General features: G+C 67.5%; 20 protein-coding genes and 3 pseudogenes. 13 read left to right on the top strand and 10 right to left on the bottom strand.

All coding sequences use genetic code 11. The annotated features are described in order from the left end of the window. Nucleotides 1–55 precede the first annotated feature (55 nt). On the bottom strand, nucleotides 56–388 hold the full coding sequence (locus tag ABD987_RS39740) for a nucleoside triphosphate pyrophosphohydrolase family protein (RefSeq protein WP_345407048.1): 333 nt from the start codon (nucleotides 386–388) through the stop codon (nucleotides 56–58). Between the two features lie 582 nt (nucleotides 389–970). On the opposite strand from ABD987_RS39740, the gene ABD987_RS39735 reads away from it, so the two are divergent. The 3 genes from ABD987_RS39735 to ABD987_RS39725 are packed head-to-tail and all read left to right on the top strand — an operon-like array spanning nucleotide 971 to nucleotide 1767. Continuing rightward, nucleotides 971–1126, top strand: coding sequence for a hypothetical protein (locus tag ABD987_RS39735; protein WP_345407045.1), 156 nt, complete (start codon nucleotides 971–973; stop codon nucleotides 1124–1126). Further along, a complete protein-coding gene (locus ABD987_RS39730) occupies nucleotides 1123–1335 on the top strand; it encodes a hypothetical protein (protein WP_345407043.1) in 213 nt (70 codons plus the stop codon). Before ABD987_RS39735 ends, ABD987_RS39730 begins: the two co-directional genes overlap by 4 nt. Before the next feature lie 51 nt (nucleotides 1336–1386). After that, nucleotides 1387–1767, top strand: coding sequence for a hypothetical protein (locus tag ABD987_RS39725; RefSeq protein ID WP_345407165.1), 381 nt, complete (start codon nucleotides 1387–1389; stop codon nucleotides 1765–1767). A gap of 87 nt (nucleotides 1768–1854) precedes the next feature. Here the strand turns inward: ABD987_RS39725 and ABD987_RS39720 are convergent. From ABD987_RS39720 to istA, 4 genes and pseudogenes are all read right to left on the bottom strand, one after another. Continuing rightward, nucleotides 1855–2097: pseudogene (locus ABD987_RS39720) on the bottom strand (ATP-binding protein); the annotation flags it as partial. A 115-nt stretch (nucleotides 2098–2212) separates the two neighbouring features. Continuing rightward, complete coding sequence (gene ltrA, locus ABD987_RS39715) at nucleotides 2213–3733, bottom strand: group II intron reverse transcriptase/maturase (protein ID WP_345407040.1); 1521 nt, start codon at nucleotides 3731–3733, stop codon at nucleotides 2213–2215. Nucleotides 3734–4266: 533 nt separating this feature from the next. Beyond that, entirely contained in the window at nucleotides 4267–4884 is a 618-nt protein-coding gene (locus ABD987_RS39710; RefSeq protein ID WP_345407037.1) for an ATP-binding protein, read from the bottom strand. Next, nucleotides 4881–6500, bottom strand: a complete 1620-nt coding sequence (istA, locus tag ABD987_RS39705) for an IS21 family transposase (RefSeq protein ID WP_345407034.1) — start codon at nucleotides 6498–6500, stop codon at nucleotides 4881–4883. The genes ABD987_RS39710 and istA overlap by 4 nt, the downstream gene beginning before the upstream one ends. A gap of 461 nt (nucleotides 6501–6961) precedes the next feature. On the opposite strand from istA, the gene ABD987_RS39700 reads away from it, so the two are divergent. Further along, nucleotides 6962–7234, top strand: coding sequence for a hypothetical protein (locus ABD987_RS39700; protein ID WP_345407031.1), 273 nt, complete (start codon nucleotides 6962–6964; stop codon nucleotides 7232–7234). Nucleotides 7235–7795: 561 nt separating this feature from the next. Here the strand turns inward: ABD987_RS39700 and ABD987_RS39695 are convergent. Further along, nucleotides 7796–7999 carry a hypothetical protein gene (locus ABD987_RS39695; RefSeq protein WP_345407028.1) on the bottom strand — a complete coding sequence of 68 codons (204 nt, stop codon included), beginning with the start codon at nucleotides 7997–7999 and terminating at the stop codon, nucleotides 7796–7798. A 185-nt stretch (nucleotides 8000–8184) separates the two neighbouring features. Between ABD987_RS39695 and ABD987_RS39690 the strand changes: the two genes are divergently transcribed. The 4 genes from ABD987_RS39690 to ABD987_RS39675 all read left to right on the top strand — a co-directional run bounded on the left by ABD987_RS39690 (nucleotide 8185) and on the right by ABD987_RS39675 (nucleotide 10354). After that, nucleotides 8185–8685, top strand: a complete 501-nt coding sequence (locus ABD987_RS39690; protein ID WP_345407025.1) for a zinc finger domain-containing protein — start codon at nucleotides 8185–8187, stop codon at nucleotides 8683–8685. Nucleotides 8686–8957: 272 nt separating this feature from the next. Further along, nucleotides 8958–9440, top strand: coding sequence for a hypothetical protein (locus tag ABD987_RS39685; RefSeq protein WP_345407022.1), 483 nt, complete (start codon nucleotides 8958–8960; stop codon nucleotides 9438–9440). Between the two features lie 63 nt (nucleotides 9441–9503). Then, nucleotides 9504–10142, top strand: coding sequence for a hypothetical protein (locus tag ABD987_RS39680; protein ID WP_345407019.1), 639 nt, complete (start codon nucleotides 9504–9506; stop codon nucleotides 10140–10142). Further along, a complete protein-coding gene (locus ABD987_RS39675; RefSeq protein WP_345407016.1) occupies nucleotides 10139–10354 on the top strand; it encodes a hypothetical protein in 216 nt (71 codons plus the stop codon). Before ABD987_RS39680 ends, ABD987_RS39675 begins: the two co-directional genes overlap by 4 nt. A gap of 299 nt (nucleotides 10355–10653) precedes the next feature. On the opposite strand, the gene ABD987_RS39670 is transcribed toward ABD987_RS39675, so the two are convergent. Beyond that, a complete protein-coding gene (locus tag ABD987_RS39670) occupies nucleotides 10654–10848 on the bottom strand; it encodes a hypothetical protein (protein ID WP_345407013.1) in 195 nt (64 codons plus the stop codon). A gap of 99 nt (nucleotides 10849–10947) precedes the next feature. On the opposite strand from ABD987_RS39670, the gene ABD987_RS39665 reads away from it, so the two are divergent. From ABD987_RS39665 to ABD987_RS39650, 4 genes and pseudogenes are all read left to right on the top strand, one after another. Beyond that, nucleotides 10948–11271, top strand: coding sequence for a serine integrase family protein (locus ABD987_RS39665; RefSeq protein ID WP_345407010.1), 324 nt, complete (start codon nucleotides 10948–10950; stop codon nucleotides 11269–11271). 49 nt (nucleotides 11272–11320) lie between these two features. Further along, nucleotides 11321–11533, top strand: a pseudogene (locus tag ABD987_RS39660) (recombinase family protein); the annotation flags it as partial. Nucleotides 11534–11708: 175 nt separating this feature from the next. Next, nucleotides 11709–11780: pseudogene (locus ABD987_RS39655) on the top strand (hypothetical protein); the annotation flags it as partial. 57 nt (nucleotides 11781–11837) lie between these two features. After that, nucleotides 11838–12335 carry a hypothetical protein gene (locus tag ABD987_RS39650; protein WP_345407171.1) on the top strand — a complete coding sequence of 166 codons (498 nt, stop codon included), beginning with the start codon at nucleotides 11838–11840 and terminating at the stop codon, nucleotides 12333–12335. A gap of 426 nt (nucleotides 12336–12761) precedes the next feature. On the opposite strand, the gene ABD987_RS39645 is transcribed toward ABD987_RS39650, so the two are convergent. Then, the gene (locus ABD987_RS39645) at nucleotides 12762–13865 is read right to left on the bottom strand and encodes a hypothetical protein (protein ID WP_345407007.1); all 1104 of its coding nucleotides are present in this window, start codon (nucleotides 13863–13865) and stop codon (nucleotides 12762–12764) included. 137 nt (nucleotides 13866–14002) lie between these two features. Here ABD987_RS39645 and ABD987_RS39640 point away from each other — a divergent pair, with 137 nt between their 5' ends. Next, a complete protein-coding gene (locus ABD987_RS39640; protein ID WP_345407004.1) occupies nucleotides 14003–16738 on the top strand; it encodes an ATP-binding protein in 2736 nt (911 codons plus the stop codon). Between the two features lie 10 nt (nucleotides 16739–16748). Here ABD987_RS39640 and ABD987_RS39635 read toward each other — a convergent pair whose 3' ends face one another. Both ABD987_RS39635 and ABD987_RS39630 read right to left on the bottom strand, forming a co-directional pair. Beyond that, nucleotides 16749–19637 (bottom strand): pPIWI_RE module domain-containing protein, encoded by a 2889-nt coding sequence (locus tag ABD987_RS39635; protein ID WP_345407162.1) that lies wholly within the window; start codon nucleotides 19635–19637, stop codon nucleotides 16749–16751. Nucleotides 19638–19639: 2 nt separating this feature from the next. Then, nucleotides 19640–23158 carry a pPIWI_RE_Z domain-containing protein gene (locus tag ABD987_RS39630; protein WP_345407001.1) on the bottom strand — a complete coding sequence of 1173 codons (3519 nt, stop codon included), beginning with the start codon at nucleotides 23156–23158 and terminating at the stop codon, nucleotides 19640–19642. Nucleotides 23159–23180: the final 22 nt, after the last annotated feature.

Raw genomic sequence — 23180 nt, 5'->3', positions numbered from 1 at the left:
TGCTGGACTTGTTCTGGGCAACGCCCGGCAGCGGCCAGGTTCTGACCTGGCGGTGTCAGTCACCTACGGCGGAGACCGACCTGTCGGGATGCCACATCATCCACTTCCGCTCGATCTGGTCCTCCAGGTCAACGCCGTGGTGCCGAGCGAGCAACAGCGCCTGGCACACCACATCGGCTACCTCGGCACCGAAGTTATCGTCCAGTTCCTGCGGCGAGTACCCCTTGCCTCGGGCCTGACCAGTCCGCATCAGGTACGCCTGGGTCAGCTCGCCGAGCTCCTCCTGAAGTTTGAGGACGAACCACTGCTCGGTCCGATCGATCCCGTGCTTGCGGGCATAGACCCGCGAAACCGCCTCGGCGTCGTCACTCACCTGCGCCAGATCCATGGGGCCAGCCTAGGGACAAGCATGCCCCAGCAGGCGCACCGGCCATGCTTATGACTGTGGAGCCCGTCCGCCCTCGGCCACCTGGCGGATTGCCCCGTCGACCGTGGCTTGCTTTGTCTGTCGGTCGGGACGTCGAGTGCGGGCACGCCGAGCTGGCCGCCGTCATTCCCGCCTTTCCGGGCAACCTCCCCACCACAGTGTCGACAGCGGACGTGCGAGAATCTGCGCTGTGTCCAACGGTAATGTGTGCGGAGCGATGTGGTGATCTGTCCCTCCACCTTCCCGGCCGCTGCGAACCCTCAGGTGGTCGCGGCGGACACGATCACCCATGACCTGGCACTGACCACAGTGGACAAGACCGCGCAGGACCGCAGGATGCGCGCGGCTGTGCACCGTTCCGGTCGAGGCGCCCCGAACCCGTCTCCGGCGGTCCGGCCTGGGGCAGCCTCGGCGCCGACCGGTACAGGGTGCTGTTGGGGGATGTGCGCGCACGACATTGACTAGGCTGATCCACCCCAGCCTTGTCAGTGCCGGTCGGTGTGCAGGATTTCCCCTGTCTACCAGCGGTTGTGAGGTCGTGTCGTGAAGATGGACAACAGCCCCGCCCGGGGCACCCGTGACCTGCTCCCGGATGTCGTGGCGACCCGGGATCGGGTTCTTGGCGTGATCCAGGACATCTACCGGCGTTTCGGGTACCAGCTGATCGAGACCCGGCACTGGAACGGATCGAGCGGTTGAGCTCCGGGCAGGGCGGGGACAACGAGAAACTGTTGTTCCAGATCCTGCGCCGCGGCCTCGACACGCACCTGCCCGCCGACACGGCGGTGACGGATCTGGTGGACCTGGGACTGCGGTACGACCTCACGGTCCCGCTGACCCGCTTCTACGCCCAGTACCGGGCGCAGCTGCCCGCACCGTTCCGGTCGTTCCAGTTCGGACCGGTGTGACGGGCCGAACGGCCACAGAAGGGCCGCTACCGGCAGTTCTACCAGTGCGACATCGACCTGGTCAGCGAACCGAGCGTGCTGGCCGAGGCCGAGCTGATCGAGGCCACCACCGCCGCGCTCGCCGCGGTCGGGCTGGCCGGGGCGACGGTGCGGTTGTCGGATCGGCGGTTCCTGGCCGCGCTCGCGACCGCCGCCGGTGTCCCGTCCGCCGCGCAGCCAGGGTTCTTCGTGACGGTGGACAAGCTCGACAAGATCGGCTGGGACGGCGTCACCGCCGAACTGGTCGGCCAGCGCGGCCTGCCCGCCGACGTCACGGCCGCGGCCCGGGACAAGATCGAGGCCCTGTCCGGGCTGCCCGCAGACCAAGTCGCCGACACGCTCACCAACGCTGTGCCCGGCCTGCCCGAACCTGGCTGTGTTGGTGTGAACTGACCGCGGATGTCCGTGGTTTGTGACCGCAGTCGGGGGCTGTTTCCATGATCGATGTCGGTGAGAAGTGACCGCACCTGGTTGCTGTGGTCAGGTGTTGTGGTTTTGGGCTCGGCGGCTGTGAGCGAGGCGGTAGGACTCGGTGCCGGTCTCGATGATGTTGCCGCCGAAGGTCAGCCGGTCGACGATGGCGGCGCAGAGCCGCGGGTCGGTGAACGTCTTCGTCCAGCCTGCGAACGACTCGTTAGACGCGATCGCGACCGAGGCTTTCTCCTCCCGTTCGGTCAGGACCTGAAACAGCAGCTCGGCGCCGCGGCGGTCGAGTTCCATGTGTTGGGTCGGAGACGGGACGCCGTGCACCCTTTCAGGTGTCGGTTTTCCCGTCCCCGCCCGCCGAACCGGACGTGCCCGTTGGCCGAGCATCCGGCTCTCCACGTGATCCAATGGGTCAGACGAGGTGTTCACTGACCTGGCCGACGAAGGCCATGTCGTCGTGGCCGGTCCGGCGGAAGCGTGCTCCGTCCGGGTCGACCTCGTCGACGTTGTATGGCGTGCTGATCTGTGCTCCGCGGAAGCGGTAGCGCTCGACCCGCATCTTCGCCGGGTTGTAGAGGACGACGCCGCCCTCGGCTATGCGGTCGGCCCCGTAGTAGCGGCGCCGCAGCTGTTTCCAGGTCAGTCGGCGGTGCTTGTAGCGGATCCAGCGAAGCACTCTCCACCACGCATACCAACCGAGGTAGGAGAACGTCTTCTTGGACACGCCGTAGCGGAAGTAGGCAGCCCAGCCCCGCAAGACCGGGTTCACCGCCCGCAGCACTGCTTCCAACGAGAGCGAGGTTGTGTCCCGCCCCGTCAGCTTCTTGATCTTGTGCGTCACCGAGGCCAAGGCTTGCTTGGACGGGATGCTGAGCACAACACGACGTCCGCCGCCCCAAGTTCTCCGCTGGATGTGGAAGCCCAGGAAGACGAACCCGTCGTCGATATGGGTGATGTGGGTCTTCTCGTCCGAGAGGGTCATCTTCAACGTGCTGGCCAGCAGCTGCCCGATCTCCAGCTTGAGTGCTTCGGCGTCGGACTTGGTGCCGTGCACGAGCACGACGAAGTCGTCGGCATAACGCACCAACCGGAAGTTCGGCAAACCCTTGCGCCGCCGACCTTGTCGGCGAGGTCCAGAGTTCATCTGCTCGTCCCAGATCCGCGAGAAATGCCGGTCCAGAACGGACAGATAGATGTTGGCCAGCAACGGAGAAGCGACTCCTCCTTGCGGAGTGCCCGTCAGGGTCTCCGCGAACCCACCATGCAACTCGACAACCCCGGCTCGCAGGAACCCGCTGACCAGGCGCAGAACCTTACGGTCCTTGACACGTTCGGCCACCAGTCCCATCAGGACATGGTGGTCGACGTTGTCGAAGCAAGCCTTGATGTCGCCCTCGATGACCCAGTCATAAGTCGACGGCTTGCAGGTGAAATGGTGGATCTCGGCGATGGCGTCCTGAGCCCGACGACCAGGCCGATACCCGTAGCTGGACGGGTAGAAGTCGGCCTCGAAGATCGGTTCCAGGACCAGCTTGAGCGCCATCTGCGCGACCCGGTCGCGCAAGGTCGGGATGCCCAGATAACGGACCTTGCCGTTCTTCTTGGGGATCACCGCCTGCTTGACCGGAAGCGCACTGAACGTCCCGTCCTTGAGAGAAGTACGCAGCTCCTCCAGGAACGGGATCACTCCCTGGCGCTCCTCAACGTAGTAGCGGGTCACCGCGTCCACGCCCGCTGTCCTGGCGCCCTGGTTGCCAGACACCCGCTCCCAGGCCACTAACAAAGTGGCCCGGTCGCAGATCAAGTTGAACACGTCCCCGAACCGCCGCTGCGGTTCAGACCTTGCCCATCGGTGCAGCTTGAGCTGGTGGTCGAGTACCCGTTGCTGGGCCGTGAAACTGCCCGGCCAAGCAGACGGCGCGTCGCTATTCAACAACGTTCCTTCCCGACAGCAGCACGCTGCTACCACGCTGTCGCCCTTCCCTCTATGACCGGCTTTCCCGGCCTCCGAGTGCTACGGCGACTCCGCCACGACCTGGCACCACCGACGGGCGTTGCGCCTGCCCGCCGTCCGGCTGGCCGCCGGACGGGAAGGGCGATGCCAGATCGCTTCCCACGTTCACTGAGGATCTCTGTGACGGCGTCGGTGCCCAGCTATATCCCGGTGGCATCGCCACGGACCGCACATCGCAGTCTTGGTCCAGGCCTCCCGCCGCCCATGGGATAGAGACGACGGGAGAGGAGAGGCCATCGGATAGGGCGCTCTCCAGCACCACAGCGCGGCCCATCCACCAGATTCGGCAGGCCGCTGACGACTCACGGGACGTCAACCACTGGTTCAGTTTCCTTGCACCCATTCCGTCTTCGCTTGCGAGCACGGACCGTCTGGTGGTGTCGGCCCGCCCCTACGTTGTCGAGGCTGCTCCCAGCCTCACCCCCAACCCGGGGATCGGCCTGCCTCCAGCTTCAACCGGTCACTGCGATGGCCGGCGGCGGACTCCTCCTTCCGCGAGATCCAACAGCGCCTCGTGGCGCACAGCCCAGCTCGTCGATGCAAAGCAGATCAACCCGGCCGTAACGGGCGATCGTCTTGGTCAGCACGAGATCGTCGGCGGCCTCGACCAGCTCGTTGACCAGCTTCGTCGCCAGGGTGTATCTGACCCGGAACCCGGCCATCACAGCCTCTGCGCCGAGTGCGATGAGCAGATGGGACTTGCCGGTGCCGGCGTCGCCGATGAGGCAGAGCGGCAGGCCTTTCTTGACCCAGTCGCAGGTGGCGAGGGTGTGGATGATAGCCGGGTCGACACTGGGGTTCTCGTCGAAGTCGAACCCGCGCAGCGACTTCTCCCGCGGAAACGCCGCAGCCTTGATCCGGCGCTCGGAACGGCGCCGGGCCCGGTCGTCGCGTTCGGCCATGAGAAGCTCGGCGAGGAACCCGCGGTAGGACATCTGGTCGCGGCCGGCGGCTTCGGCGATGTCGGGAAACTGGGCGCGGATGGTCGGCAGCCGCAGCGCCCGGCAGGCCTGGTCGACAGCGGCGTCGGCGGCTTGCTCGGTCAGTCCGCAGTGGCGTTTGGTGGTCATCGGCGTGTTCCTTCCGTGCGTCGGTGGCTGGGCAGAAGTTGGTCATAGACCGCAACCGACGGCAGCGGCCGGGTGTCGCCGGGCAGCTGCGCCAACCTGCGCAGGGCCAGCGACGTGACCTCGGCGGCCTGATCTTGGGCCGGCGCCGGATCCGATGCGGTGTCGTTCTCGGCGCTCTTGCGGGCCTCCAGGGCGACAGCGTCGGCGGTCAGCGCGCCAGCCCGCAGGGCGGCGGCTAGGCCGACGACGAGATGCTCATGGGCGAGGTGGCGGTGCAGGAGCAGGACTTCGATCAGTGCGCGGGTGCCGTCGGCTTCGCCGTGCGCATTGCGGGCCGCGGCCCACCAGGCATCGTGGGCCGGGGTGAACCTGCCCGCGGCGCGGGCCTGCTCGAGCGCGGTCGCGCCGGGCAGGGCACCGGGTTTGCGCAACAGCGCCTCGAGGTAGTGATCGAGTTCGAGGCGGGTGCCGCCCTTGGCCGGCAGCCGCTCGTGCCGGGCGACCTCGATTCGGCCGTCGAACACGACCAGCTCGGAAGCGTGCAACAGAACCCGAACCCGGCGGCCGATCAGCCGGACCGGGACCGAGTACTGGTTGGTGCGGACCGGGATCTGGGCGTAGCGATTGACCCGCGGGGTGAACCAGCGGCCGGTCTCGAACGACTCGTCGGGCAGCGATCGCAGCAGCGGGGCTTCGATCGCGAACATCTCCCCGACCGTGCGGGTCCTGGCGCCGATGCGGCGGTTGTCATCGACGGCGTCGAAGGCGTCGATCATCGTGTTGAGCTCAGCCAGCGCCTCGACTTCAGGGACGGGGACGAGGTGGTTGCGGCGGAACCAGCCGATCTGGCCTTCGACGCCGCCTTTCTCGTGGGCACCGGTCAGGCCGGGCTGGCAGTAGAACGGCTCGATGCCCCAGTGGGATCGGAAGGCGACCCAGCGATCGGTTTCCACTCGTTGCCGCGAGAATCCGATCACCCGGGCGACCGCCGCTCGCAGGTTGTCGTAGCGGATCTGCCCGGCTGGGACCCCGCCCAGGATCTGGAAGGCGTGTTCGTGGCCTTCGAAGAACGCTTCCTGCCCGCCGGAGGCGGATGCGCGGTGCACGGCTTTGCCGGAGAACGAGCAGCGCAACGCGAACAGGATGCAGGTCACCTGCTGGCCGCGCAGCCGCACCGCGATCTCGCCGAAGTCGACTTCGGCCTCCCTACCCGGGCGGTGGGTCTGCGAGATGAACGCAGCGGCAGGGCCGCGGCCGGCTTCGGTGCGGATCTGCGACGCCCGGGTGGCGACGTAGGTGCGGACGACTTGGTAGGACACGCCGGTCATGCCGTGTTCGTCGATCAGCCGGGCGAAGATCCGTTTCACGGTGTTCCGTTGTTTGCGTGGCGCGTCCAGGTCCTTGCGGAGGATTTCGTCGATCACCGGCTTGAACGGGTGCAGTTTCGACGGCCGGGGCGGCGGTTTCTTCCGTGGTTCCGGCCAGGCCGAGGCGATTGCCTTGATCACGGTGCGGCGACCGATGTTGTATTTGCGTTCCAGCGCCCGCGCAGACATTCCCGTTCGAGCGTCCCGGCGGATCGCGGCGTAGAGCTCTACCTTCGTCTGTGGAGGCATCCGTGCTCCTTGCTCTGAGGCACAGACATCTTCCCACCGTAACCCCCTCGGTGCGGTCAAAACTCACGGATACGCACATGGCAGCCACGCACGGTGCGGTCAGTAACCACGGACATCCGCGGTCACATCACACCGACAAAACCAGCCCCAACTGTTCTGAGCGAGCAGTACCTTAAGCGGCTGGCTCGGCACCGGGAGACGGTGCGGCAGCGGCTCGCCGGTCAAGACCGCCGACCGGTTGGTATGCGCGGCTCGCTGATGCCTCCGAAGGCGGTCCGCGTCCTGAATCCCCAACTACCCGAGTGGATGATGGGCCTGCCTGACGGCTGGATCACCGCAGTGCCGGGCCTCACCCGCTCCCAGCAACTCAAGCTCGCCGGAAACGGAGTCGTTCCCGCGCAAGCGGTCGCGGCATTCCGATACCTCCTTGGTGTGCTCGACCAGGGTACGAGCGCCGCCGTATGAAGGAGGCGCCCGTACTCCACATCGGACGTCCCGACACCGCGCCGATCGCGCGCGGGCACCTCCTCGCGGCGTGCCGCCGCGGAGACTTGCCGGCGGAGGCCTTTCCCGACCCTGCCGACCGTGAGCGCCTCGTGCGCGAACTCTGGCGGGCCGGATGGTCCGACGTCGAGATCGCCACGCACACCCACATGACCACCTACACCACCGGTCGCATCCAAGCCCGGCTCGGCCTTGCGGCGCACCCGAGCAAGACAGGGGCAGTTGCCTAATGGCAAACGACCGCACGTATATCCGCGTACACGACGAGATCGAGGACCACCGAAGATTCAACCCTTGGGGGACAAGGCTTTCCGACTCCTCGTCACCACGTGGGCGTGGTGCTCGAAGCACCGAACCAACGGGCACGTTCGCGCCGCCATATGGAAGAAGCGCGGCACCCCGGCGGCTCGCCGGGAGATCGAGCACGCCGGGTTGATCCACGCGCCCGGCCACAGCTGCCCCGTGTGTCCGCAACCGGTCGAGGAACACGTCGTGATGCACGACTACCTCGACTGGCAGCGCTCTGCCGAACTCATCGCCGAGAAGATCGAAGCCAAACGCCACGGTGCCCGGCTCGGCAACCACAACCGCTGGCACCGCGACACCGGCCGCTACGACCCCGAGTGCGACTTTTGCCTCGCCGAGGACCCACCACCTCCACCACCGGCGCGCAAGCGATCGCATAGCGATCGGTCAAGCGACTCGCATAAGCGATCAGAACACGATCGCACTTCATCGCCAGAGACAGAGGCAGAGACAGAGAAAAGAACCGAGAGACACCCCGAGGCCGCCTACGAAAGCCATCGCGCGCCCGCGCGCGGCGCGACCGGACCGCACAGCGCCGCCGCGTACCGACTCGTCGACACCCACATCGGGCGCGACGTCACCAGCGGCACCTGGACCGCGCTCGCCCTCGAAGTGGCCGCGCTGCTGCCCGAAGTCGACGACGAGACCCTCGTCGCCGCGCTCCAGCGCTGGAACACCCGCACCGGCATCGGTCCCCGCCTGCTCCCCAGCCTCGTCGACGACGTCTGCAAGGAAGCCCGCGGTGCCACCGCCCGCACCGCACCGCCCCCCCCGGCGCGAACCGACACGACGCCGAGATCGCCGCCTTCCTGTCCGGCGGCCGACCACCACTCCGAGGACTCCCGGGAGGTGCCACAGCCTGACCCTGCAGCCGATGGACGAAACGCAGATCCGCGCAGTTCTCGCCCTCGCCATGACCTACGACCACCGCAAACCGGGGCAGAGCGACATCGCCGCCTGGCTCGCCGCCGCCGAAGAGGGCCGATGGACCCTCGGCGAGGCCCAGCAAGCAGTGATCCACCACTACACGCACGAGGTCGAGTTTCTGAAACCCGGCCACGTGACCCGAAGAATCAAGGCCGAGCGCCGTCACGCGCCCTTACCTGCCGAGCGCCAGGTCGCCACCGCGCCACCCGCCGAACCCGAACGCGTCCGCCAGGCCGTAGCCGAGATCGCCGCCGACCTCGGTTGGCCCGAGCGCGCCACCAACGCCGACGACCCCGAGCTGCGCGTGCGATGCCCGCACGAACCGTGCTCCGCCGGAATCGGCCGACCATGTGGACGCCGCGTCGCCCGCGGCGTCCACCTCGGCGAATTCCACCCCATCCGCGGCTACCACCCCAGCCGCACCGAAACCGCCAACTGGGAGAAGTGATGGAGTTGCGAGCCAGCACTCCGAACAAGATCGATCCGGCAACCACGAACAACCGCTACTCTTAGGATGACTACATCCAACAAGACACCATAACCCACAGGACGGCGCTCATGAATTCATCTCCACTCCCCGGAAAAAAGGAAGTGGAAATCGTTACCAAAGTGGGTACAAGTGTCCTACAGGGACTACAAAAGGCAACTCAACCTCCACCATGGCCAGACGCGCGAAGCTCACTTCTAGAACTTCATGAAATTTTGCGCGAATGGTGCAGAATGGCAGACGGAACGAGTAAATATGCAGAAATTCTCTCTCATACACCCAAGGAATTGGCAACAAAAGAAAGGCTATCATTTCATCTCTACGACAAGCGGAGCAATATAGGCGACAGAAGGTATGTAGATCGCGCCATTCGCGACAGCAATGACCTCCTTGATGGACATGTCCCCTTTACGCAGAAGCTGCACAGGCCACGCAAACGACGAGCTTTGCGGCGCGGACTACGCACCATCCTAGGCGTATACTGCCCAGACCTGCTGAAACTGTTTGAGCAGGCCACCACCGAGCGTGTCAACTGGGTAAAAGAGTATCGAGAACACTTCGAAAAATGGTACGAAGTTCCTCACGAATTTGAGGAGCCCTTTGAAATCCGGGGAAAAATGGATGAAACACGAACTGCGCTGTTTGACGTAACGGAACAACTCCGCGAGTTTATTATTACAAATTTCCCACTTCGAGATGGAGACATAAGCACCTGAAATTAAGACTGTGCACAACACTCACCACCCCGTCAAATCGCTCAAAACGCAAAGGAGGGCCGCATGACCAGTACAACCAACCATCACGCCGACCGGTCGCGCGGCAGGCTCGCGCGTTCTGCCGCCGCCGGACGCTGCATCGTCTGCGACACCCGCGACGCACACCTCGGCTACGCCTGCCCCGAGTGCGTGAACGACGTCGCGCGGCTGCTGCACGAGATCGGCGGGTACTGGTCGCTGCTCCCGCACCTCGTCGAGCCGCTCCGCGGGCAGACCGGCCGCCGGAACCCGGGCTACGGCAGTAACGCGCCGGTCCGGCTCGCCGCGCTCGACCCGGCCACGCTGCCCACACCGGAAGACGACGTGTGGTCAATCCCGGGCACGCTCGGCCGGATCGCCGAGTGGATCGCCGAGCAGCGCGGCGGACCCGTACACCTCGGCGAGATCGGCGATCACCTTCGGTGGTGCGCCGAGCGGCCCGGGTTCGAGGTGCTCGCCGACGCCGTGCACGAGCTGCACCGCCGAGCACGTCAGCTTGCCCGCGATCGGCCGCAGGCCGCGCTCGGCCGCTGCCTCGACGTCACATGCGAAGGCCCGGTGCTCGAAGGCGGGCCCGGCAAACCCGCGCGGTGCAAGGATTGCGGGCGCCCGTATGTCGGGCTCGACCTCATCCGGCTCGGCGCCGCCGAGGATGCCGCGTGAACCGAGTGCGCGCGTCCGACGTGCTGCTGCTCCTCCAGGCCGAAGCGGACGCCCGCGGCGACGAGCGGTATCGCGTCACTGCGGGTGCGCTTCGCAACTGGAAGTACCGCGGGCACATCAGCGGCGGGTCCGGCTACGACCTCGGCGAGATCCTCGCGTACCTCGACCGCCGTGTCCGCCGGGCCGACGCCTCCGGGGAGCGTGCCAATTGACGCCTCGCGGCACGGCCTGTGACGCTACTGGCGGGCGGAGCTGTACCCGCACCCCATTGTCCCCCTGTTGATAGCGCCGTAACCCGGGGTCGGCTCCCGGACCGCGGCCCCCGCCGAGTCCCTCCGGTGGGGGCCGCACCCTCGACCGGCGCAGGTACCCACGACGCGGCCGAGAGCGCCAGGCACCCGGGTTCGAGTCCCGGCCGGCCGCGTCCCCGAACTCCCGCGGGCCATCAACACCCGCAGGGGGTTCCTGCAAAGATGGGTCGCCCGCCAAGAGGTCGACGGCCCATCGTGCACTACTTCGTGAGTCCGCCGAGCAGCGCCGCGGCCACGTCGCCCCGCACGAGCAGCACGGCGGTTGCCATGCCGAACGTCACGACGAGGACGCCGCTGAGCAGCGACAAGCACCACATCAGGCGCCGAAACACTTCATGGTCGGTGAGGACCGTGACCAGGGCCGCGGGCCATGTGTTCTCTTCGTGGTCAGACATGCAGGTAGTAGCCTTCAAGGTGCGACTCTCCTTCTTGGCGGGAACCGGGTTGGTTGTCGTGCCGGGCGCCTGACTGTTCCAGCAGTTCAGGCGCCCTTCGTGCCGAAGCTGACACTGGGCGGGAAGTACGACCCGCGCAACCCCTCGCACAAGATGCTGATGAGCGTGCTCGGCGGGATGAGTGAATCGGAGCGCCAGCACGTCCAGGCACAGGTGCGGGCTGCGATGGATGCCCAGGTCGTGAACGAGGGGCGGCACCAGGGTGGCCGGGCACCGTACGGCTACGTTGCGGTTGACGCGGGACCGCACCCGAACCCGCGCAAGGCGGCGGAAGGGTTCCGGCTGCGCGTGCTGGCAATCGAGGCCGAGACGGCCGAGGTCGTGCGGCGGATCTTCGCCGAGTACCTGGACGGGAAGGGGTGATCGGGCGATCGCGAACGGCCTGAACCGTGACGCGATTCCGTGCCCATCGATGAATCGGCCTGAACAGAACCGTCACCGGCTCGCCGACGGCTGGCAAGGGGGCACCGTCCGGGCGATCCTGGACAACCCGCGTTACACCGGTTACGCGTTCTTCGGACGGTGGGCGCGGCAAGAGACGCTGCTTGACCCCGACGACGTGGCGGCCGGGCACGTGGTGCGGTTCCGCCGCGCCGCGCCGGAACAGGTGGTGCGCTCGCGTCACGCCGCGCATCCGGCGATCGTCTCGGTGGAGGACTTCACCGAGGCCGCAGCTCAAGCGGAAGGCGAAGGCGGCTGGCGGGTTGCGAACCGCACGGAAGACCGAGCGAGCGGGACGGGCGACGAAGCGTGTCTACCTGTTCCGGGGGCTGCTGCGCTGTGCGGTCTGCAAACGCAAGATGGAGGCCAGCCCTCGCGCGCACGGCATGTACTACCGGTGCCCGGCACGAACACTCGCACCGGGATCACCCGCGCTGGCTTCACATCCGCCGACGGTCTACCTCCGGGAAGATCCGTTACGAGACGCGGTGAATGGGTGGATCGGCGAGTTGTTCCATCCGGACAATGTGGACCGGACAGTTGATCAGCTTGTCGAGCATCAACAGGTCGGCCGTTCCAGCGGCCAGCGTGACAAGGTACGTGAGCGGCTGACAGCGGCCGAGACCAAGCTTCACCGGTTGCAAGCCGCGATCGAGGCGGGCGCCGAACCGGTGGCGCTGGTCGACAGCCTCAACCGGGCGCAGGCCGAGAAGGCAGCCGCCGAGGCGGAGCTAGCGAACATGACGGAGCCCTCCGCACTCGACCGCGCCGAGATATACGCCATGGTCGACTCGCTCGGAGACGTCGGCGCCGCGCTCGGCGGGGCGAGTGTGGAGAAGCTTGCTCGGCTCTATCGCGACGTCCGGCTAGACATGTGGTTCGACTACGAAAAAGAGGCCGTCGATGCGACGACCTCACTGCGGGTGAATAGTGCTGGTGTCCGAGGACGGTCCTACACGTTAACCACAACGCTCAGGCTGAGCTGATCTGCCTGCGCAGTGATGTGTCGCCGGGGACTTGACCCCCAGAATGTCCGAAGGCGATTTTACACGCTAAATACACGACTCATGTTGTTCGCTTAACAAGACGCAAAGATCGACATATGCTTGATGCACGCTGCGGCCAGACGATCTCACGCGATGTTCTCGGGGATGGCGGGCGGCATTCGACAAGATGGTCTGTCGCCAAGCTATTCGGCCCAGGCTGTCGTTACCATGCTCGGTACAACGGGCAGGTGATCGAGCGGTTGCGCTGGCAACCGCTCGATCACCCTGCCCACTGGCTAGTACAGTCGGTCGCCTGTACCCCCCCTGCTCTCGCCGTTTGCCCTATTGCGGAAAACCGCGGGCACCTCAATCCGGTTCATACAATCACCTCTTTCTCTTCAACTACACGGTCCGCCCTTGAGTGGGTCAGACCTGGTACTTGAGCAGTCGACGGAAGGCCGACCGCAACAACGCGGAGGAGCGGTGTGGGGCGGACGTAATCTGGTGATATCGCGGCCTGGTACCGGTGATGGCGGCCAGCTGGGCATACAGCTTCTTGGACGGGTCCAGCACCGGGAGCCCATGCAGGACCGCATCGGTCGGCCACCGATCGGCGGGATGTGCGAGTAACACCGGTTTGCCCAGCGCGGCCGCGTAGCACGTGACGACCCCGTGGTCGCCCACGACGTAGTCTGCGGCGATCAGCGCGTCAAGCCAGTCGCGCCACGGTGGAACGATCACCAAGCCCGCCCGCCGCGCGGCGGCTGACCACGCCAACACCTGCCGACGACCGTGACCGACCCACACGTCCGGGTGTAATTGGCAGAACAGGCGGTCAGCTTGGCCCCGCCGACTGCGTCCGATACGCGCCAGCAGGTCGTGCGACCTGCCGAACAGAGACTCGGGACCACGCGACGACAGCACGACACCGACACGCCCGTGCGGCTGGACGCCGAGCTCCGCCCGTACCGCCTCGCGACGCCCGGCCATGTGCACCAGGCGATCGAAACTCGGGTCCCCGACGACGATCGCTTGCCGTCCGATGTCGGGGAAGTCCTCGCGCACTACCTCGACGTCGTCCCGATGCGGCAGACCGACCAGCAGTGGATCACCGCCGCGTCCCAGTAGCCGGCGGATCGCCGCGACCCCCGAGCGGCCCTGGTGATCGACCAGCCGACCACTAGCGGTGCCCCCAAGAAGCAGAAGAACCGGGGCGTCCAGCACGCCGATGCCGGTCGGTGAGGCCGACACGACGAGGTCGAACCGCTCCCTGACGGCCTGCTGCCACGACGTCTCCAGCACGGCCGCCGACCGGAGAAAATCGCCTACACCGTCGCCATGCGGTCCCGGCGGGCGGGTGAATACGACCTGGATGCTGGCGGCCTCCTCGACCGCGGAAACCGCATCGGCCAACCGCTGCCCCGCCGCGACACTGTGCACCACCACCAGGACCACGCGGTCTACGGCACGGGTGTATCCCACACCGCCGCCGTTTCCGTACGGTACGAGCCACTTGTCCTGTTCGATCATTTGCGCTCCGCCTCTCGATGTCTAGCAGTGAGCACAGCGTTGCCGGGCGGTGTTGGCCCGTTGTTGGACGAACGCTGGATGGAGCACCGCCCGTTTCGACAGGAGCCGGCGGTGCCGGATCTGCTTGACTGGTGTCGATGGATACCAGCCGGATTCGCATCGAGGTGCTCGGGACACCTCGTGTCCTGATGGACGGTGAGCCGGTCGCGATACGCCCCCGGCCGTTGGAGGTTCTCGCGGTCGTGGCGTTGTCCGATAGCCTGTTCGTCGGGTACCCGCAGTTGTACGGAACCTTCCCAAAGAACAAGCCCAGCACCGTCCGGGCGCACGTGTCCGACCTGCGTGGCCAGCTCGGCAGAGCGGTTGTTCCAGCGGACCGGGGCGGCGTGCGGCTAGGGGTCAACCGGGATCAAGTGGACGCCGTCCTCTTCGACGTACTGCTGGGCCGGGCGCGCGGTCTGCCTCACGATCGACGCGTGCCGCTGCTGCGGCAGGCCCGTGACCTGTGGGGTCCGGGTAAGCCGTTCCGCGAGCGCCCCGATCCGCTCGCCGACCGGCTCGACCGGCTCCGCAGGCGTCGGTACGCCATGTACCTGGACCTCATCGACTCCGAGTCGCACCTGGGCGAGTCGGACGAAGCCATTGCCGACGCCGAACGCGCTGCCGCACTGTGGCCGACTGACGAGGCGGTCTGGTCGCGTCTGGTGGACGCGGTCGTTGCGGCAGGCCGGGCTCACGAGGCCGAACACCACTTCGCCAGATACCAGGAAAACGCGGCCCGCGAACGAAAGAAAGTCTCCCCCGACCTGCGCGCCAAGGTACGCCGGGCGACCGCCGGCCGTCGGGTGCCCGCAGCCGACGACCTGGCTGGCCCCTATCAGCTTCCCCGGTACGACACAGTCGTGCGCGGCAGGGAAACGGATTTCGCCCGTCTCGACGAACTGCTCGGCAGCTCCCCGGAGGCACCCGGCCTGGCAGTGGTCACCGGGCCGCCGGGCGTCGGCAAGACCGCTCTTGCGCTGAAATGGGCCAACAAGGTTTCTGGCCGATTCCCGGGTGGCAACCTCCACGTCGACCTCGCCGGATTTGCTGGCCGCACGCCGGTGTCGCCGGAAGAAGTACTCGCTGGCTTCCTCCGCACGTTGCGGATCTCGCCGAACGGATTGACCCATGACGAACTCGTCACCGCCTACCGCACCGCTCTGGTCGGGAGATCGGTTCTTGTTGTGCTTGACAACGCCGCCGACCGCGCCCAAGTCGAGCAGCTGATCGCCATCGGAGAAGCCAGCAGGACCGTCATCACCAGCCGGTTCGCACTGCTGGTCTCCGACGTCGGCGGTCCTTCGTGCGCGATCGACCTCTCTCCCCTCCCGGCCGCCGCCGGATTGCAGGTGCTGTCCGACGCGATCGGCGACCGCCGGGTTCGTGATGAACCCGGTGCTGCCGCAGAGATCGTCGACCGGTGCAGTGGGCTGCCGCTGGCCATCGGGCTCGTGGCGGCGCGGGCGAGGTTGTGGAAGTCTCGCAGGCTGCGCACGATCGAGGCGGAACTGGAGGAAACCGGTGCGATCCTGGACGTGGGCGCGATGAGGGACCGTTCTGGCCTGCGGGAGTCTTTCACCTGGTCCTATAACGCCCTGGGTGCCGATGCCGCCCATGTGCTGCACGTCGTCGGCCTGCATCCCGGGCCGTCCGTCCGGCCCGAGGTGATCGCCCACCTCGCCAGTCTGAGCCGGCGGGACACATCACTGGCGTTGGACGAACTGCTCGCTGACAACCTGGTGTACTCCGCCCCGGACGATCGGATCGCGCTGCACGACGTGATCCGGGAATTCGCCGTGGACACCGCCACCCAGGCTGCGCCCGACGAGGCGGAACGCGTCCGGGAGAAGCTCCTCGAGTATCTGCTCTGGTCGGCAGTGCGCTGCGATCAGGCGCTTGACTCGGGACGTGACCTCCCAGTCGGCGAACCGGACGACGGCGCGCCGGTGCCGGCCCCGGCGACGAAGGAGGAAGCCGCGACCTGGCTGGCCGAGGAACACGAGGCTTACCTGGCGGTGCTGCGCTCCCCTGCGTTCGCGCGCTGGCCTTCCTACCGCTGGCTGCTACCCGCCGCGCTGTGCGCCTACCACAACCGGGCAGGCCACTGGGCAACGGCAGAACAGTTGCTGTGCGAGGCGCTGGACGTAGACAAGTCGGACCTGGGGTCCGAGCGAGCGCTGTACTTCCAGGCCGTGAACCTTCGCCTGGTCTGCCTGATTCAACGCAAGCTCGGCAAGCTCGATCCGGCGGCCCAGCACGCCAGACGCTCGATCCGCCTCTGCCAGGAGCACGGGTGGTCGCTGGACGAAGCTCATGCGCGACAACAGCTCTGCGTCGTCCACGAGGATGCAGAGCAGTGGGACGACGCGCTGGAACAGGCCACCGCCGCACAGGCGATCTACACCGCTTGCGACGACTACCGAGGCATCGCGCACACCTTCAACACCATGGTCGGCATCGACCTGAACGCTGGGCGCCCGGAGCACGCGGTCGCGAGCGGGTTGAAGGCAGCTGAGGCCACGAGACGGAGCACCGACGCCTACGGCCGGGCGTCGATCCACCGCAATCTGCAGCGTGCCTACGAAGCCCTCGAGGACTGGGAAAACGCGGTGGACCACGGTGAGGCCGCGGCCGCGCTCTACGTCGCCGACTCCCCGGCGAACGAGGCGCACGTCTTGCACTCGCTGCTGCTCGCCTACCGCAGGCTCGACCGGCCCGAAGACGAACGCCGCGCCGCGGCGCGCGCCCGAGACCTTCTACTCGACCTCCCCCACCGACGGGAACAGGACAAGGCCGTTCTCGCCGAGCTGAACGAACGGCTGGCCGGCTGATCACGACCGATCAGTCCTCCACGACCTCGGCCTGCACGACCTCCACCTCTTCCTGCACCTGGCCGAAGTCCTCGTCCCGCTCCTCGTCGGGCACCAGTACCGGCAGGACGTACTCCTGAGCGTGCCGCGCCAGGTGCAACGGCAGCGGCAGCCGCAACGCGTTGAGGTGATCAGGAGCCTGCCGGAGCTGGTGCAGGGCCATAGCCACGACCTCGGGGTGGTCGCCCTGGTCGCGGTGGCAGCCCAGCACCGCCAGCTCGACCAGCGCCGGGTTCCAGCCGGGAACCTCGGTGTCGATGGTCAGCTCCCCCTTGCGCTCGCCGGTCCGCAGCGGACGGGGCGCGAGCTTGTCGGCCGAGACGGCCGCGCCTCCGGCGGACGAGGCCTTGGCTGTGGTGCTGTAGAAGATCCGCAGATCGTCCGGTGCATGTTTCCCTGCCGTCCACAGGCCGGCCGAGATGCCGTTGATCCCGTCTGGGTGGCCGATCGCCCACCACGCCCCCGTTTCTCGCTGTTCGCCCGTGCGCACGCGGACCAACCGCAGGTCCGGGTCAACCCCGCGGATCGGAGCCAGCCCGGTGCGCACCAGATCACGGCGCACGACGCCGTCCTGGATCCAGGTCCAGTGCTGGCGAGCGTTCTGCGCGTGCACCAGCACAACTATCGGGTGATCGGTCGCTTCCCGCGACCACAGCACCTTCTGGATGAAGCCCTCCACCACCGCCTTCTGCTGTTCGAGGTCGCGGTGGTGCACCGACCACGGCACCCAGCGTTCCCCGGGGTCTTCGTCCAGCTCTTCCGGTTCGACGCGGGCCAACGCGGGAAGCCTGGTCAACAGCCTGGGATATGACGTCCACGCCCCGACACCGGCGAGCGCCTCGGGATCCCACCCGAGTACCCGTTCCCCCGTTACCGCGGACGGGCGGACGAGCACCGCGACCGGAAGCTTGTGCCGCGGACCGGCCGGACTGTCCCGCTGGGTGCTGGCCAGCCAGATCGCGAGGAACTGGGTACCCGCGGGCACTCCGGCGGGCAGATCCGGCATCGGGACGGTGCTCACGCCCAGTTGCCGCAGGCCGTCCAGCCACGCTGCCCGCGCCCTGTGGGCACGATGGGCCCCCCGGTCGACGATGAACTGCGTGACGACACCCGCGTCTGCACACCCCAGGCGCATGGGGAACTTGGGGTCGTTTCCGCGGTGGTCGAAGCTTCGTCGCCGGGGAATCTCGACCAAGGCGAGGCCGGGCTGGGCAACGCTCGCGCCGTCCGCCGCCAAGAACTTCGCCAGCTCTTGGCGGCGCAGGTCGATCGCGTTCGCCCGGTCGGCGCGTCTCGTACGAGACTTCGGATCCACGCCCAGGGTGCCTCCGAGCCCCGACCCCAAGCGCAGGCAGCTAAGCCGGACGACGACTTCCGGAGTATCCCAGGCAAGCACCACCGGACCACCGGGGACGCTGGACTCATGGGCGAGGTCGTCCACCTTTTCGGCGCCGCCGTCGCCGGAGAGCCCGAGAACCTCGGTCAGTGCCGTGATCGCGGCGTTGCGGACCCCGTGCGACTGCCACAACAGCCGCGCTTCGAAGACGGCCTCGCCGGACGCTGACCGGTGTGCGCACAGGACGCCGAGCAAAGAACGCAGCCGGTGCGCGGCCTCCTTCTCGGCGGCGGGACGTCGTTCCTTCGAAACCGCCCGGCGAACGTTCACGGGTGCGTCCGACGGAACCTGTGACCGCACCAGATCGGGGACCCGCACCAGATCGGGCTGTAACGCCTTCTCGGCCCATTCGAGGATCTCGGACCGCTGGTGGGACATCAGCCCGGCTCCCACGCCGTGCCCACCCATGGTGTTGGCGTGCACCACCAGAGCTTCCAGGCCACCTCCGCCGTGCAGCCACGAATCCGGTTCACGCAGCAGGGCGTCGACTTCGGGGAACGGCCGGCAACCGGCCAGTCTGCTGAGCAACTCCGCAGGTCCACCGCGTTTCCAAGAGTGCCGCCCGATGCCCCGGTCCCAGCCGAGCCGGGCTACGCCGAACCGCTCGCTCACCGGGGCGCCCGGTAGCCACGGACTGGTCGGCCTGAGGTAGACCGAGGTGCCGTGACCGTAGCCGAGCCGGAGCATCCCCTTCTCCGGATCCGGGTGTGTCGCCCAACGACGCAGGCCGGCGTGGAGGTGGATCTTGGGCCGCGGATCGAAGGGCACGGTGTGCAGGGTCACGGTGATGAGCACGGAGAACCACCAGACGCGGCCGTCCTCGTCCACGTGGTCGAGCGGCTGCGACATCAACTCGGCGCCCTGCTGGCGCGGACCGCGGGCGATCGCCCGGAACTTCAGCGTCCGCGACTTGTGTCTGAAGGGCTCCAGCCGTTGGATGCGGCGGGCGTAGTGGTCGGGGATCAGCGTGTACTGGAGGCTGTTCGGCGCCGCGGTCCCCCCGTCACCGACCCAGGTCCGCAGCAGCGGTACGTCGACCGGGGCCCATTGCGGCGGATCCTCGCGCAACTGCTCGCCCAGCCGCCGGGCCGCCCGCGCGTACCCCTCACCTGCTCCCAGCCCCGACGTCCAGTAGTCAAGCAGCCGGTGAAGCACCGGCTCAGGCAACGGATTCAGCGTTCCCCGCGGGTGGTACAGCCAGTTGTGACCGCGATAGTCCTCGGCAGCTCGTCCGCGACGCATCACCGAAACTTCCGACGCCAGCGCCTGCACCAGGCCGTTCAGCTGGTGGGTGGGCGCGGTCCGCAGGTTCTCCTTGCCCTCCCGATCGCGATTGAGCAAGTCCAGGATCCCGGATGCGAACTGCTCCGGGAAGGGCAGCGTCTCGTAACCGACGCCGCCCGGGTCCGAGTCCGGCGCCGGTTCGTACACGGCGCGGCGGATCTCGGCGTACTCGAATCCCATCGTCACTCACCATCCATCTGCCGTGCCATCAGCGCCCGCGCCTGGCGGTCGCGTTCGAAAAGCTGCTTCAACCCGTGGTAGACCGGTGCGTACAGCATGCGGACCAGCTCTGCGTCGGCGTCGCTCGCCGCGAAGTACGGATCCAGCACCTCCTTCATGTTGACCAGTAGGCTCGTCGCGGCGGTGTCGAAGGCGGGTTGCGCGCTGCTGGGCGCCCCAGGGGCGTGGGCCTCCGCCATCCGAGGCGCGAACTTCGCGTCGACGAACACAACCCGCGCGGGGACACCACCACGCACCAGCCTGCCGATCACCTGCCACATGGTCACCAGCTGATCCCAGGCGAACGACCTGCGCTCCGATTTGGACAGCTGCCGGTAGGAGTACCGGCGGGTGAGCAGCTTGCCCCAACGGTGCCGGGCGAGGTCACGGAACGCCTGCCCGGCGGCGTCCAGCGAGCCTGCACGGGAGACCAGCTCCCGGAAGCTCGCGGGTTCCTCCGGGTCGGCCGGCTTCTCAGCGGTCCCGTCCACGAACCGGCTGACCCAGTCGTTGATCGCGAACACCGCCAGCCCCAGGTCGTTGGGCACCGGGTGCGGCCGAGACAGGAACAGCACCACACCGAACGCGGCCTTCCCTTGGTTGAGGATGTTGTGCCCGCGCTCCACAGCCAGCAGCGGAGCCACCAGGACGATCGCGTGCGGGTCGTGGGCGAACGTGGCGACGTTGCCTCGCCGGATGGAGCCCACCGCGGCGTCCGGAGCGTCCCGCGTACCGGTCGCCGCTTCGTCCAAGTCGGCGTCGTCGGCGGTGAGCACGCGCACGTGGCCCTTCCACCGGCCGATGCCGTGCAGCTGCTCAGCCGCGATCTCAGCTTCCCGGTAGCTGCCGACCAGAACCAGGGCCCGTCGCCGGCTGTGCTCGACCTGGTCGAGTTCCTCGTCCAGTACGCTCGGCGCGCCGAGACGCTCCTCGCCCAGCTGCTGGACCATCAGCCGCAGCACTGCGGACCGCATGGCGACTGGCTGCCCGGACAGGCTGATCGGCCGGCCGCGGTTATACAGGAACCGGGGGGTGAAGGTGGATTTGCTCACCGCCTGCAAACGTTTGGGATCAGGCCGGAGGATGATGCCCACCGGCGCGGGGACGTGCGCCCTGGTGGACGTCCCCGCCCAGCTGGTACCCGACATCAGCAGCACATGCGGTCCCGACCGGCCGGCAGCTCGATCGGCGGCGAGGCCGGACAGCGTGACGAGCAGCTGGCGGCCGACTCCGGAACACCGGAAAAACCGGAGGGTGCCGGTCAGGTGGTCTCGGTTGGCCTCCGTCTCGACTTCGTCCGGGATGTATTGGAAACCCAGCAGGTTGCCCATCGGGGACTCCGGAACCAATGGCATGTAGTCCAGTGGGGGCCTTCGGACGAGCTCGTTGTCGGTCAGCTCGAGCCGCAGCGCGGCCTCCACCTCGGGCCACAAGAGGGTCAACAGGTCCAGCCGGTGGTGCAGCGCCGACAACAGCAGCAGGAACTCCAGCTTCCGGACGTCCAAGTCCGACGCGCCATCACCGAACAGGCTGGTGAAGACCGCTTCGACCTGCCGGCGTGCAACGGTGTGGTCGAGCGGGTGCAGGACCGCCCAGAGCGCGGCGACCAGCGGGGCGGCTTCGGTGTCCGTAGAACCCGAATCCCCTAGGGGGTCGTCCCGGAACAGGTCGAACACCTTCTCGGCGCGGGCCCGCCGGTCCGCACCGTCCGGGCTCGTCGCCTTGGCGGCGCGAGCGTGGCCGCGCTCGTCATAGTCGGGGTCCTCGATCGCCAGGTCCTCCTCCCGCAGCAACGGCGTGCTCTGCTCGGCCCTCGGCAGGAACTCGTTCAGCAGCCGCTCCTGGAGGGTCCAGGAGTTGAAGAACTCGATCCCGGCCCACTCGCGAATGTCCTGGTGGCCGATGAGTTCCCGGTACAGCCGGTTCGTCACGCTGGTCACGACCTCCAGCGAGGCCTCCCATTGCGTGACGTGCTCCTCGCGGAGCTGGAGGCGGCCTTCGCGCGAGAGTTCCCGGGAGTTGTGGATGTCCAGCACGTCCAGCCACGACTCCGGCCCCTTGACGACGAGGGTCGCCACCGGTGCGAAGACGTCGTCGAGGTTCATCATCACCCGGTCGGACTCGTCCACGACGACGATGTCGCTGCGCACGCACGCAAGTTCCAGGTGCCGCAACCGCGCGTCACTGATGTGCGGCGAGAGCGGGCTGGTCACCAGCGAGGCCATGTTGGCGATCCAGACCTGTGCGTCGACCAGGGTGCGCGCGGCGGCGTTGCGCGGGCAGTCGTGCCAGACAGGGCAACCGCGGGCCTTGGTCAAGGCCGGCAGGTCGTCTAGAGCGTCGGCCTCACCTTCGTCGCTCGGGTGGAGCCCGGTGCACGGGGCATCGATCAGCCGGGTCGGCTCGCCGGTGCCGTCCTCGCGGAGGGCGTCTATCGGGCAGGCTGTGCTCAGGTCACCGAACGCCACCTCGGTGCGGTGGTCGATCAGCGTCGCCCGCCCCTGCGCAGCCAGGCGACGGTGCAGGTTCTGAATGTGCCGTCCCCGGGTGGAGAACCCGATGACGGGCGACGCCGCGCCGAGACCGAGCACATCGCGGAGGTAAGCCGTCAGCCGCAGCTGTTCCGCGACGTCGCCGACCACGAGGGTCGTGCGCAGTGCAGGGTCGTTCCGCGCTGCCCACACGGCGATGAGCACCATGAGTGTGCTCTTGCCCGCCCCGACGATGCCCACGGCGTTGAGCAAGCCGTCGAGCGTGAACGACTGGCGCTCGGTGTACTTCGAGCCGTTCGGTTCCAGCACGTCGAAGTTGACGTCACCGAGATGTTCGAGCCAGTTTCTCGGCTCGATTTGCGGGAGTGCGCGTTCCCGGCCCATGAGCCACTTCGCCGCGTCCTTCAGGTCGTCCCGGGTGATCTCGATCGGCTTTCCGTTGAGCCGGGAATGCTCGTCGACGGGGTGTTTCACCGGCGGCCGGTGGCTCGCCGTCAGATCCTCGGGAATCTCGATCCAGGCGGGCTTGCCCCGGCGGAAAAAGTAGTGACGCCCCGGTTCCGCGGGACGCAGGGCGTTCCTGCTGAACTCGGGCAACTCGGTCAGTGCCCGGTCGTAGTGGGTCAACCGGTCCTTCGCCGCGCCGCCGGGACCGGTCAGCACCGCCGGGCCCAGGTCCTCCGGCACCGAATATGCCCTGACCTGCGCGGAGAGCTTCCGATACGTCGCGACGTGGTCGATCCACGACCGCCGGCGGCGCAGCGTCCACAGCCGGTGCCGTGCACAGGTCACCATCCACTCCTTTTCCGGGGTGGTCACGATGCCGGCCACCTGCCCGAACGGATACCCGCCGAACAACACCCAGGCTCCGGCCGCCGGCTGGTCTGGATCGAGGTGCTGGAGCAGCCGCAATCCCAGTTCCACCCGGCACAGCAGCGCTGGCGGAACCTTTGAGTCCTCCTCGGGCCAGTTCTTCCTCAGGCTCTTCACCAGGGGATGAAGCCAGGCGTCC

This window comes from Amycolatopsis samaneae, assembly GCF_039541975.1.
Taxonomy (GTDB): domain Bacteria; phylum Actinomycetota; class Actinomycetes; order Mycobacteriales; family Pseudonocardiaceae; genus Amycolatopsis; species Amycolatopsis samaneae.
Note: the sequence above shows the minus strand (reverse complement) of the source record. Positions and strands in the feature narration are given on the sequence as shown.